A 12,598-nucleotide genomic window follows, 5' to 3' on the forward strand; every position below is an offset into this window, starting at 1 on the left:
GTTTTAGAGCGAAGCCATATAAAAAACTCCCTTGAGAGTTTGATATAAAGCCTCTCCATAAAAGTTATATTTATGGAGCCTTGATGGCTCTTAACTATCAAATGATTTATTGACTGTCTGTTCCGAAAAACAGACCCGCACATCTGGCATAATTCATTCTTACCTGCATTGTTCAGTTTTCAAGGTGCTCTGTCGCTATCAGCAACGTTACATATGTTAGCACAACTTTTTGAGTTGTGTCAATATGCATTTTTTGGTATGTTTGTCATCAGCGACTTTATTAATATATCACACTCGGTTTACCGTGTCAACATAGTTGAATAAATAAATTATCAAATTCGTTCAGATCCTGTCGCTTTTTTCTGCTCAACGAGATTCATTGACATCATTAGGCGGAGTCATGTAGGGTATTTGCACATAGGTATTGGGTACTTCTCCTACAATGATATATTCGGCAATGGGTACTTTCGTATTGACGGAAATACTTTTACCGACCAATGGAACGACAATTCTGATTTGAGTGGTGACGTCTAAGTAGACCATATGTCGGGTTTGATTGATACCGGCTTGCTCAAATTTGTCGAGAACCTTAGTCTGAACCGTCCCCATGGGAATAATAGTCACAGGAACCCTGGGACCTAAGCTGGCCAGAAGCTGACTGCCCAAAACCTGACCAATAGGAATTTGAATTTTTTGTTCAGTGATGGCTTTCAGATTCTCTTGCACTTTTATCGTCGTCTCAGCCGCCAGTTTGTTGAATTCCATGGCATTCGGCTGGATTAAAACCACCCGTCCCCGATGATCCAGCTTTATAGTGACCAAAGTATTAGGGTCAATCGTGGTGCGGATCTTCTCATTAATGACACTATTAATCGTCTGAGTGGCCAGAACCGTAGCTTTTGCCTCAGTCATCGCCAGCAGAGTGGGTTTCATATGTGTTTCCACCCGCCAAAAAGTATACATGAGAAAAATCAGCAAGAAGAACAGCACTATTGTCAATATGCTGACAGGCCGCTTTTTTCTGACTCTGAACCGCATAGACCTCTCCCCCAAAATACTGTGTAATCAGTATATGGGGACTGTCTGTCCAATGTGACTGCCGCCATCCCCCCCCTATTATTCCGTCTCCTATCCTTCTAAATCAGCGGTTGGACAGTATATATGTAGAAAAGTAATAAAGAAGTAATAAAGAAGTAATAGAAGTAATACTGTATCCCAATGCTTTATTGTGCTATAATTATGTTCGATTAAATAAGGAGGCCACTATGAGGACTCAGCGTGAAACCCCACCGTCCCGCTCACCGGGCAAAAAAAAGACTACACAGTTTATGGCCATCACCATCATCGTATTTATTGTCATGATCACCGGCGCCGGATTAGGGTTCCTTACCGCCAGTATTCATTCCATGCCCAGTCTCCAGGGCGAAATGCGGCCTGCCGCCTCTTCCCAAATCTTCGATGTGAATAACCGCCTGCTGACCACCATTCATTCGGTGGAAAACCGGCTTCCTGTAACTATCAACAAAATACCCAATTACCTGCAATATGCCTTTTTGGCTGCAGAGGACGTACGGTTTTATCAGCATGTAGGCATCGATCCTAAAGGAATTATACGGGCGGTTTGGTCTAACTTAACTGAAGGCGGCATTTCCGAAGGCGGCAGCACCATCACTCAGCAATTAGCCAAAAACGCCTTGCTTACACAGGATCAGACTTTAAAACGAAAACTGCAGGAAGCTATTTTGGCCCTGCAAATAGAACGTCACTACACCAAAAGTGAAATTATGGAGATGTATCTGAATCAAATCTATTTTGGTGCCGGCGCTTACGGTGTGCAAGCCGCTGCTCAGGTTTACTTCGGTAAAAATGTTGAAAATCTTAGTGTGGCAGAGTCAGCTATGCTGGCCGGCATTCCTAAAAGCCCCAACTACTACTCGCCGTTCAATAATCCAAAAATCGCCAAAGAGCGTCAGATAACCGTCCTGGAACAAATGGAGCGCTATGGATTCATTGACGGGGAAACTGCTCAGAAGGCCGCAAAAACGGAATTGAAATTCGCCTTCCGTTCTAACCAGGGCCTGGGGTCCATATCCTACTTCATCGATTATGTAACGCAGCAATTAGTTGATAAGTATGGCGCTGATGCAGTGTACAAAGAAGGGTTACGGATTTATACCACTCTGGATTTGGATATGCAGCAAATGGCAGCCAGGGCGATGCAGCAGCTCCCCACTACCGGGGAAGATTCCAAAGGGGTTAAACAACCTCAGGGGGCTCTGGTAGCCCTTGAGCCCCGCACCGGTTACATAAAGGCTATGATTGGAGGCCGGGGCGACGACCAGTTTAACCGGGCAGTTCTGGCCGAGCGTCAGCCAGGCTCGGCTTTTAAACCTTTCGTATATTTAGCCGCTATTGAAAGCGGCATGACTGCAGCAACGATTATCGACGATAAGCCCATGACTTACGGCAAGTATTCACCGGTAAACTACGACCGTAGATTTCGCGGACCTGTCTCTCTGCGAAACGCCCTGGAGCTTTCTCTCAATGGTGTTACCGTACAACTGGCTAATCAGATAGGAATCGACAAGCCTTTATACTATGCTAAGCAAATGGGCATATCCACTTTAGTCATGCAGGGAAAGGTCAATGACCGGCAGCTGGCTGTTTCTTTAGGCGGTCTGACACGCGGAGTAACCCCGCTGGAGATCGCCAGCGCTTATGGTGTATTGGCCAATCATGGTATAAAAGTAGACCCGGTTTCCATCCTAAAAGTAGTGGACCGGAGCGGAAAAGTCCTTGAACAGCATAAATTGAGCGAAAGAGCAGTCATCAATGAACGAAGCGCCTACCTTCTGACGGATATGATGAAAGGCGTCATTGATCACGGAACCGGAGCAGGAGCAAATATTGGCCGGCCGGCTGCCGGTAAAACCGGAACCACCAACGATTATCATGATGCCTGGTTTATCGGCTTTACACCTGACTTGGCCGCCTCCGTATGGATGGGCTACGATAATGCTCAGGCGCTGGATGGTATTACCGGCGGAACCATTCCTGCCAGAATTTGGAAATCGTTTATGACCCAGGCGCTGGCGGAAGTACCTCCTAAGGATTTTCCCCGCCCTGACGGCATTGTCACTGCAATGATCTCCACCAAGGATGGTTTGTTGGTGCTTGATCCCAAAATCAGGGATTCCCGCAGTGAAATATTCATTCAAGGCACCCAGCCCACTAAGCCTTCTACTGCAGCTATGCTGAAAGATGATAAGGCAAAAACGGATAAGAAGAAACCGCCCAAATCATCTATTCCATTTAGCTCCAATGCAGCAGAAGACCCGGAACGGGATAACAATACAGCCCCTGGCGAGGAAGCCGCAGCTACAATAGCTATACCGTCTAATACTGACAGAGATTTAATTCCTCCCCCGCCTCCACCCAAACCGGATAGCAGAAAACCGGTATCCTAAAAATTTTTAAATAAAAAACACGCGTAATTACGCGTGTTTTTTATTTTTCAGCATATACATTAATACATACCAAATGCAGACTCTATTCCTCCAAACCGGTTAGTTCATTCTATGAACAAATTGCAGGAACACGTTTATAGACGTGTTCCCCGTAAGTAAAGAAACAAATTAACAAATCGTGCTGTCGCCGTCAGTGAAGCAGAATAACAGCAGAATGATGATAATGATAATAATCGCCGATGAATTGTTTCCCCCACAGCCAAAAAATCCTCTACCCATTTAGTAAACCTCCTTCGTCTTATTCCTTTATGAATCCCCGCTATAGAGTGGTATCGTCGTCAAAGAAGAATAACAGTAAGATAATGATGATAATCCAAATTACACTACTGCCCCCAAAGCCACCAAAGCAACCTCCTCTGGACATGAATTGCTACCTCCTTCAAGTATATTGTTAAAGGCGGTTGTAGTGTGCTGCGGCAACTCTATAGAGTGCCACCACCTTTCTACTTCAATATATGGGGTTCTTTCGCAAAGTGTTACTCTGTAGTCCTATTTCAACAGGCGCCGGATTTGCTTAGGCGCCTCGGCAGCGGCTCTTAAAGACTGCATGGTATTATTAATCAGCTCACTGACATTTCGTATATTATTGACAGTACTGGTCATAGTGTCAATTCGTCTGTCCATATTGACCTTTTCCGGTGCAAAGGTCAGCAACATCATCATAAGCTGGTATTGGAAATTGGGATTCCCGACCACTTGTCGTACTAACTGCCCTACTCTTGACTGTTCCGGTACAATTTTAATATTTTGCTTTTTTTCTTGGGTCTGGGTTTCAGGAGTACGGTTAGTATGGGATCTATGACGCCGGAAATTTTTCCGCAAACGCATTCTGATTCACCCCTTACGTTTTGGCTGTCTATACTAATATATGAGGTACCAGCCTCGAAAGGGACTATTGGATTCAGATAAAACACCCGAATTTGCATAAGGGAGGGGAATAAAATTGTTAGAACAATTCGGTAATGCCATGGAAATGATCAAAAAATTACAGCAGAACGTCGCCGATATGGAGGATCAGCTAAAACATGAACAAGTCGAAGTCTCAAGCGGCGATGCCGTACGGGTTATTATGAACGGCCAGCAAGAGGTGATCGATATAGAAATCAATGCAAAATATCTGTCAGCTGATAACAGTTTGCTTTTACAAAATCTAATCGTCAATACAGTGAACAGCGCTTATACCAAATCCCGCGAAATGAGACAAAAAGCCATGGACCAATTGGCTGGTGCCATGAATTTGCCTAAAATACCAGGTCTGTTTTAAGAGGAGGGGCACCCCCATGACCAACGATATATCGGATCGGTCTCTATGGAGTTCCATCAATCGGCTCATTGAAAAAACCATCGCAGAAGGGACCGGTTATGATGTCCTGATTAATGTTTTAGCTTTATTTTGTTTATTATCCATTTTGCAGCGCAATACCGGCGCACAAGCCACAGCGCCTGTTCAGCAGGCGGTCGGAGGCGGATTGCAAAAATTAATCGGCGAATTGACCAAGGGTGAGGGAGGCGGCCCTTCTCCCGACGCGCTTATGTCTCTCCTGCCCCTGCTGAATAGTCCCCAGGTAAAATCAAAATTAAATCCCGCCACATTGGCGGCAGTATTCAGCCTGTTGAATACTGCCGGCGCCAGCGGTGAAAAGCAGGAAACTGTAAAACACGAACCAACGAAGCAAGATCCACCCCTTGCTGCCACTGAATCGGACCTAGAACAGGCAGTCCCAGTCGATTCCGAAAAAAGAGGGGGAGGACGGTACCTCAACTGGAAGAGCAGTTTTTAAAAGAACCGCGTAATAAAAACAGGCGCCAATATGACGCCTGTTTTTATTATGCGGCTTACAGTTTTACCAGGGTAGCGCCATCGCCGCCCTCATTGAACCCGGCAATTTCTATACTTCTCACATGCCGATGCTGTTTTAGATAGCTTCGCACTCCTTTGCGCAGAGCTCCGGTGCCTTTACCATGAATGACCAGTGCCTCTGAAAGGCCGGAGAGCACCGCATCATCCAGGTATTTATCCAGCTGAAGTTCCGCTTCTTCCACCGTAATTCCCCGGATATCAATCTGGCGAGAAACGGTTTGGGTTTTTAAGGTATCCACTGTTTTTTTCGACTGAGGCGCCCTTTCTCTCGGTTCATCCGCTCCTTCAGCCAGCCGGCAGTCTTTCAAAGCCACATTGACCTTCATGATACCTAATTGCACGGTTGCTTCACCGGAATCGACAGATATTACCGTCCCATTCTGCCGCAAGGTAACAACCCATACCTTCATCCCAGGCCGCAGATCTTCCGCTGAAACAGTCGGAAGACTCTCTCTTTGGTCTTCCAGGTGGTGGGCCTGGGACAGGTTGTCCCGGAGCCGCTTGCGGGCGGCATGGATTGCATACTGCCGTTCCTGACCGTCTTTTACCTGAAATTGTTCTTTTAATTCCTTGATGACCTCTTCCGCATCGCGACGGGCCTGTCGCAGAATCCCGGCGGCTTCGTTTTTAGCCTTATTGATGGTTTCGGCTTTTTTCTCCGTCAGAGTCTCCTGCTCCAATTCCAGCTTCTTTCTGAGTTCGGTGATCTGCCTCTCCTGCTGTTCAATGGCGGCGTTGCGTCGAATGTAGCTCGTCTTTTCTTCTTCCAGGGACGACAGGACAGATTCCATCTCCACGTGTCCCTTGTCCAAAAGTTGCCGGGCTCTGTCGATAATCTTGACCGGAAGTCCAAGACGTTTGCTGATTTGAAAAGCGTTGCTGCTGCCGGGTACGCCAATCAACAGGCGATAGGTGGGCCGCAGCGTCTGTTGGTCAAATTCAACGCAGGCGTTTTCTATGCCGGAGCGGCTATAGGCAAAGGTTTTCAGTTCGCTATAGTGAGTGGTGGCAATAGTTCTGGCGCCGATGGAATGCAGGTACTCTAAAATAGCCATAGCCAGTGCCGCCCCTTCATCCGGATCGGTGCCAATGCCGATTTCATCCAGCAAGACCAAGTCTTTGCCCGTAACCTGGTTTAAAATACGCACCAGGTTAGTCATGTGAGCCGAAAAGGTGCTGAGGCTCTGTTCGATGCTCTGTTCATCACCAATATCAGCAAAAATGTTGTGAAACACCGTCAGTTGGCACTCGTTGGCAGCCGGGATAAATAAACCAGCCTGAGCCATTAATGCAAAAATTCCGACCGTTTTCAGAGCCACGGTTTTACCGCCGGTATTGGGACCGGTAATCACCAAGATATGAAAATCATTGCCAATGCGAACGTCAATCGGCACTACATCTTCGGATGGTATCAACGGATGCCGGGCCTGCCGCAGTTCTACCTGTCCGGTTTGGTTGAACAGCGGCTCATGAGCTTTTAAGTCTAGCGCCAGTCGGGCTTTGGCAAAGGCGAAATCAATGTGGGCCATAGTTTCGCAGCTTTGAGTCAGAAGAGAGGCTGATTTGGCAACCTGAAGGCTCAGCAGCGTTAATATCCGCTCAATTTCATTCTTCTCCGCCGCCATTGCCTGTTTTAAATCATTGTTAAGCTGAACAACCGCCATGGGTTCAATAAAAACCGTAGCCCCGCTGGCCGATTGGTCGTGAATGATGCCGGGAAACTGATGGCGGTGTTCTTGCTTAACCGGAATGCAATAGCGGTCACCGCGAACCGTGACCAGGACATCCTGAAAATATTTCTGATATTCCGATGAGTGCAGAATACTATCCACTTTCTCCCTGATTCGCTGCCGGGTGGTACGAATTTCCCGCCGCAGCCGGGATAATTCCGGACTGGCGTCATCTCTGATCTGCCCCTGCTCACTAATAGCGTTTTCAATGGCCTGTTCCAAATTTCGCACTGGGGTTATCCCCCCGCTGTAGTCAGTGAGGATCGGCCCCAGATCGGGAATATCCTGAAAGAAGCTCTTCATGCGGCGGATCGCATACAATACACCGCCTACCGCCATAAGCTCACCGGTGTCCAGAATGCCCCCAATTGCCGCCCGTTTGATCCCTTCCCTGATATCTCTGATACCGCCCAAAGGTACGTTAGGAACAGAACAAAGAATACCCAAGGCCTCCCGTGTCTCAGACAGCCGGAACTGTACTTCCTCCATCTCCGTTGCGGGCAGGAGCGCCTCGGCTAATTCCCGTCCCAAAGCCGAACTAGTCCGGCTAATCAATAACTGTAGAACTTTTGGATATTCCAGTACGGAAAGTACTAATGAATCCAATACATTATCCCCCCATTACAATCCGTATCTCGGCCTCAAATCCGGAACCGTTCAAAAGTCCAGATGCTAGGTAAGAGCAAGGCGTGCGTTGCCATACTGAAGAATTCAGGTGACTTTTCGGCTATGAGAAAACATCCGCTATTACCTATCTCCGAAAAGTCACAAATTCTGATAACACGACGAGGACGCGCGCGCGAAAGCTGCACGTTCGGAAGGATACGGTGAGCGCGCACCCGTAGGAGCAACAACACAGATGAGTCTTTTTCAACGGTTCCCTTAAGCTACAATACTCCGCGGAAGTAGTGTCCTCTGGTTATATTTTCGTGCTCTGCGGTCTGAATTTCCTCCTGAGAAACAGTATTGCTCTGATCCAACAGCTGGCGGTATAGCGAAGTTATTTTACTGACAAAAGCCACACTGCCTTTTTTGGCTTCAATGCGAATCCGCCCCAGTCCTAACCGACCAAATTGTCCGACGTGAGGCAACATGCTCAGTTCCTTGGCATTGAGGACATGCATCCGGCAAAATTGGTCGGTTGCCAAGGGAAACAGCTCGTTCATCCGGTCTTTCAGCCAAAAGTCTTTTTGACAACAGGGGCGTTCGCACCTTTCACCCTGCAAATTGCCCAGATGGCTGCCAATAACGCAGTGTTCAGAAACCATCAATGGCACATACCCATGTACCAGACATTCTAATTCCACGGGATATCCGCAGCCAACGATTTTCTCTATCTGACTGAAATTCAGTTCCGGTGACAGAGTCAGGCTGCTGATGCCATGACTCTGATAAAAATCTATGGCAAAACTATTATAGGTGTTTAAGGGAAAGTCGCCATGAATGGGACAAGTCGATAATCTCCGGACCAGTTCCAGCGTTCCCAGATTACTGACAGCTATCGCATCCGGCTGCAATTCCTGAAACAGGGAGATGTCCTGGCGCACCTTATGGGTCTGCCACTCTTTCGTGATACGCGGCGTACTCAGAATAATCTGGCGTTGAAAAGCTCGCGCCATGCAAACGGCTTCTCGGTAATCTTCCGGCCTGAAATCAGTATGGGTAAAGGATTCGCCGCCGAACATAACGACGTCCGCGCCGTTTTCCCAGGCAGTTTTTGCTTTGGCAGGGGTATCCGTATTTACAATCAATAGAGGTTTCTTTTGGTAGGCAGCAGTCTTCTTTAAGGCTGGTTCAAACTGCGATGGGGGCAGAGGCGGCAGGGCAGGCCGGTGAAATTTAGTCAGCCGGGCCTCTTCCAGTGCTTCCACCGCTTTGCGGCGAGCCTCATTGATTTCGCTCACCGGTACCATCAGTTCGCCTTGAAAGTGGCAGGCAAGCTCCCTCAGGACAAAGGGTGTGTTGCCCAGACGTCCTACCTGCTTGGCAATCCCTTCGGAAGTCAAAGGATGCTTTCTAGCTGGTTCGGCCAAAAAATCCGTAGCGGCTCTGCCCTGGTTGCCGACTTCATCTTCCATGATAATTTCCAAAGGCTTTCCTGCCTCTGCCTGCACAGTAACAGTAACACCCATAGGCTGAATCTCATCGCCGCTGAAAAAAGAGCGGGCCCGTTCGGTCAATTTGGCGTCAAAGGTGCGAAATACCCGGTCGCTGATTTTTACCGGCCCGGTTACCGGAATCGTGACTTCACTGCCGGCAGGAGCGTAGGCCGCCGGCCGGCCCTCCAGCTGCATGGAAGAGACGGTAATATTCACTCTGCCGCCTACTTTCACCCAACACTCGATAATATCGCCGGTGCCCAGCGGTTCTTCCAATTTGACGGTTGCCATCCTGTTTGTGGCATCATAGCCGCTGATCCGCCCCACATAGGTCCCACGGTTATTGGGGCGACGGTCGCTCATCATCTCCCGGCCTTCTTTACGGAGCAAATAAGCCGTAGTAAATCCACGGTTAAAGCTCTGAGCCAGATTTTTTAATTCATGAGGGCTTACCACAAATTCTTTTCCTGAAAAGTAACGGTCAATGGCTTGGCGGTAAGTATCCACCACCACCGATACATACTCGGCTCGTTTCATGCGGCCTTCCAGTTTAAAAGACGCGATGCCGGCCTGAATAAATTGCGGCAGCAATTCCAGAGTGCATAAATCCTTGGGACTTAATAAATACTCCCCGGCGGCATCATTATCCAAAGCTGGCTGGCCTTTTCTGTCCACCAGCTGATAGGGCAGGCGGCAAGGCTGGGCGCAGCGGCCCCGGTTGCCGCTGCGCCCCCCGATCATACTGCTCATCAGGCACTGGCCGGAATAACAAATACAGAGAGCGCCGTGGGTAAAGGTTTCAATTTCGACCGGCGAATGCCGGCAAATATATTGTATATCCGCCAGAGATACTTCGCGGGCCAGGACCACCCGCTCCAAGCCGGCTTTGGCCAGAAATTCAACCCCAGCCAGGTTATAGATGGTCATTTGGGTACTGGCATGTAAGGGGAAATTGGGCGCTGCTTTTTGAGCGATAGCGATGACTCCCGCATCCTGAACGATGATGGCGTCTACTCCCATCATGTACAATTGCCGCAAATATTCAACCAAAGAGATTGCTTCGCTGTCATCGACCAATATGTTGACCGTCACATAGACCTTCACATCCCGCAGATGGGCATAACGTACCGCCCATGCCAGTTCTTCATCTTGAAAATTCGGGGCATAATGGCGGGCACCGAAGGCTTTACCGCCAAGATATACGGCGTCGGCTCCCGCCTGGACAGCGGCGATAAAGGCTTCCCGGCTGCCGGCCGGAGCTAACAGTTCTGGTTTATCTTGAGTCACCTGGTTCATTCCTTTCCAATATGGACACTATAACCGGAGTAATATCAGTTAGACTCCGGATACGCCGGCTGGCTTCCTCCGCCTGGCTGCCAAATGCAAGAGTTGGGACAAGATTCAAAGTATGAGTCTTGACGCTGAAATCTTCGAAGTTGCCATGGTCATTGGTTACCAGGATCAACATATCTTCAGCCGCCAGCGAGAACAAAGCGCCGATAAACTCCTCCAACAGCCCCGCGATTTGCTCAGCTCTCATCCAATCCCGGGCATGACCGCAAAAGTCAGTTTGAAAGTATTCAAACATGGTAAAATGCTGCTCAGAGGCTATGCGGATCAATCTCGCCGCCGCTTTGGCCGCTGAAATAACCGGCACTCCCCGGACGCCAAACTGAGGCAGCATTTCATTGGTCAGATCCTGAGACACCGCCCGGCCGCACAATATTTCAGGCAGAGAGCGCAGGGGAAGCCCCCCGGTGAGAATGACCTGAGTCGTAACCGAATGACGTCGTTTTCTTTGAGCGACCAATTCCAAGTAATTGGAAGTGTACACATTGGCTGACGTAACCTGAAATCCTTTTTGCCGTAGTTGGGTGAGAATCCCTTGTTCAGTAATGATCTTGATTAACTGTGGTCCCGGAAAGGCCTGGACGTGGTGTCCGACCGCCTTGGCTGCATTGACGCCGGTAAAGATAGCAGTCTGACCGGTAGCGCTCTGAGGTAATCCAGGCACATCCAACGCGGCATCGGTCGGGATCAAAAAATAACTTTTCCCTTGCCATTTTCGGCAAACCACCTGCCCGACCGCTGGCGGCATATCGGTTCTAAAAAAGGAACTTTGAAAACGGAATAGGGGATTTTTCTCAGGATTCGCTTCTCCTAACCCCAATCCATCGATAAAAACCAGTAAAACACGCATTTGACACCTTTTCTTTTTGCTTTTTTAAGACTCTTATTAAAGAAAGAAGAAGGGGTTTCCCTTCTGTTTGTCATTGCAAATTCTCTTTGGATTGGCTGCTGTCGGTATCCAGAGTCTCTATTTGCTCCTTTCGCCGGATATATTCCGTCAAATACCGTACATCCTGTGCGAGTTGTTCCATTTGAACCCATTTCTCTCCCAAGGGACTCAGGGGATTGTCATATATATTCCGAAGATACTCGTCAAACTCTCGTTTGGTCAAGGGTTCGATTTCAGGTGACCGAATCACGGTGAGGTCACCGCAGCTTTCCAGCCTGGCCAGCTTAATATCTTTAATATTCGTGAAATCCAAGCCTTGCTTATGCAGTTCCTGCCGTAAATCATCGAAATTAAACCGGCTTTTCACAAAATTTTCCCGGATAATCCGACCGTCTTCGATAAGCTCTACCGGAACGCCTTCGAACCACTTGCGCAGTGTATTATTTTTCAGTGAAAGATACGAGAGCACTTGCTGCAATATGAGTAACCCGATTAATGCTTCCACTCCAACCAGCACATGGATTCGTTGATCCATCGCTATATTCCCTACAATATCGCCAACACCCACCATTAAAACAAAATCAAAAGGGGAAAACTGCCCAACAGTTCGATTCCCCATTATCCGGACCACAATCAGGGCAATCGCAAATATGCCTGCCATTCTTAACAGCACTTGCCCTGCATGTTCATAGCCCAACATAATATCAACTCCCCGTTGTATTATTGGCCAATCGGAAAAGTGATATACTGCGGGCTTTGTAATGCTCCTCCCCCTCCTTATAGATTCTTCTTCTGATCCCTCACCATCTTCATCAGCTGTTGGTAATCCTGTTCCAGCCGTAAATATTCATCAGCAATATTTAAAGCAGCCAATACGGCTACTTGGGGGGTTGACAAACGGGAATTGGCCTGAGAAATTTTTTTCATTCTCTCATTGAGCCAAGCCGCTACCTGCAAAATCCGTTCCGGCTCTGCATCGCCTTTTATTGTATAGGTTTCCCCTAAAATCTCCACACTCACTTTGTTTTTCCCGTCCATGAATCCACCTGACTTCCACGACAGAATCTAACTTATATATTCCACTTGCCCAGAATTATTCCTGCCGAAAAAATGGAAAGGGGCCGTTGAAAAGGCCCCTGATT

The 12,598-nt window shown here is 48.2% G+C and carries 10 protein-coding genes; 3 read left to right on the forward strand and 7 right to left on the reverse strand.

Translation table 11 applies throughout. From position 1 onward, the window contains the following. Nucleotides 1-366 precede the first annotated feature (366 nt). Nucleotides 367-1,038: a sporulation protein YunB gene (yunB, locus tag ALO_RS17155; protein WP_004098593.1), complete on the reverse strand. Its 672-nt coding sequence runs from the start codon at nucleotides 1,036-1,038 to the stop codon at nucleotides 367-369. A 227-nt stretch (nucleotides 1,039-1,265) separates the two neighbouring features. Here yunB and ALO_RS17160 point away from each other — a divergent pair, with 227 nt between their 5' ends. Beyond that, complete coding sequence (locus ALO_RS17160) at nucleotides 1,266-3,467, forward strand: transglycosylase domain-containing protein (RefSeq protein ID WP_004098595.1); 2,202 nt, start codon at nucleotides 1,266-1,268, stop codon at nucleotides 3,465-3,467. A gap of 549 nt (nucleotides 3,468-4,016) precedes the next feature. On the opposite strand, the gene ALO_RS21055 is transcribed toward ALO_RS17160, so the two are convergent. Next, a complete protein-coding gene (locus ALO_RS21055) occupies nucleotides 4,017-4,355 on the reverse strand; it encodes a hypothetical protein (RefSeq protein ID WP_004098600.1) in 339 nt (112 codons plus the stop codon). Between the two features lie 115 nt (nucleotides 4,356-4,470). On the opposite strand from ALO_RS21055, the gene ALO_RS17170 reads away from it, so the two are divergent. Both ALO_RS17170 and ALO_RS17175 read left to right on the forward strand, forming a co-directional pair. Next, a complete protein-coding gene (locus ALO_RS17170) occupies nucleotides 4,471-4,791 on the forward strand; it encodes a YbaB/EbfC family nucleoid-associated protein (RefSeq protein WP_004098602.1) in 321 nt (106 codons plus the stop codon). A 16-nt stretch (nucleotides 4,792-4,807) separates the two neighbouring features. Then, the gene (locus ALO_RS17175) at nucleotides 4,808-5,308 is read left to right on the forward strand and encodes a hypothetical protein (protein ID WP_004098604.1); all 501 of its coding nucleotides are present in this window, start codon (nucleotides 4,808-4,810) and stop codon (nucleotides 5,306-5,308) included. Between the two features lie 55 nt (nucleotides 5,309-5,363). On the opposite strand, the gene ALO_RS17180 is transcribed toward ALO_RS17175, so the two are convergent. From ALO_RS17180 to ALO_RS17200, 5 genes are all read right to left on the reverse strand, one after another. Next, nucleotides 5,364-7,724 (reverse strand): endonuclease MutS2, encoded by a 2,361-nt coding sequence (locus tag ALO_RS17180; RefSeq protein WP_004098606.1) that lies wholly within the window; start codon nucleotides 7,722-7,724, stop codon nucleotides 5,364-5,366. A 281-nt stretch (nucleotides 7,725-8,005) separates the two neighbouring features. Further along, nucleotides 8,006-10,504: a DUF3656 domain-containing U32 family peptidase gene (locus ALO_RS17185; protein ID WP_004098608.1), complete on the reverse strand. Its 2,499-nt coding sequence runs from the start codon at nucleotides 10,502-10,504 to the stop codon at nucleotides 8,006-8,008. Next, nucleotides 10,491-11,417 carry an alkaline phosphatase family protein gene (locus ALO_RS17190; protein WP_004098611.1) on the reverse strand — a complete coding sequence of 309 codons (927 nt, stop codon included), beginning with the start codon at nucleotides 11,415-11,417 and terminating at the stop codon, nucleotides 10,491-10,493. The genes ALO_RS17185 and ALO_RS17190 overlap by 14 nt, the downstream gene beginning before the upstream one ends. A 70-nt stretch (nucleotides 11,418-11,487) precedes the next feature. After that, nucleotides 11,488-12,156 carry a DUF421 domain-containing protein gene (locus ALO_RS17195; RefSeq protein WP_004098612.1) on the reverse strand — a complete coding sequence of 223 codons (669 nt, stop codon included), beginning with the start codon at nucleotides 12,154-12,156 and terminating at the stop codon, nucleotides 11,488-11,490. Nucleotides 12,157-12,233: 77 nt separating this feature from the next. Beyond that, a complete protein-coding gene (locus tag ALO_RS17200) occupies nucleotides 12,234-12,494 on the reverse strand; it encodes a cell division protein ZapA (protein WP_004098613.1) in 261 nt (86 codons plus the stop codon). Between the last annotated feature and the right edge of the window lie 104 nt (nucleotides 12,495-12,598).

The organism is Acetonema longum DSM 6540, from assembly GCF_000219125.1.
GTDB lineage: Bacteria > Bacillota > Negativicutes > Sporomusales > Acetonemataceae > Acetonema > Acetonema longum.

Coding starts and splice junctions, on each gene's coding strand:
- yunB (WP_004098593.1), bottom strand. CDS start 1,038: ATGCGGTTCAGAGTCAGAAAAAAGCGGCCTGTCAGCATATTGACAATA.
- ALO_RS17160 (WP_004098595.1), top strand. CDS start 1,266: ATGAGGACTCAGCGTGAAACCCCACCGTCCCGCTCACCGGGCAAAAAA.
- ALO_RS21055 (WP_004098600.1), bottom strand. CDS start 4,355: ATGCGTTTGCGGAAAAATTTCCGGCGTCATAGATCCCATACTAACCGT.
- ALO_RS17175 (WP_004098604.1), top strand. CDS start 4,808: ATGACCAACGATATATCGGATCGGTCTCTATGGAGTTCCATCAATCGG.
- ALO_RS17190 (WP_004098611.1), bottom strand. CDS start 11,417: ATGCGTGTTTTACTGGTTTTTATCGATGGATTGGGGTTAGGAGAAGCG.
- ALO_RS17195 (WP_004098612.1), bottom strand. CDS start 12,156: ATGTTGGGCTATGAACATGCAGGGCAAGTGCTGTTAAGAATGGCAGGC.
- ALO_RS17200 (WP_004098613.1), bottom strand. CDS start 12,494: ATGGACGGGAAAAACAAAGTGAGTGTGGAGATTTTAGGGGAAACCTAT.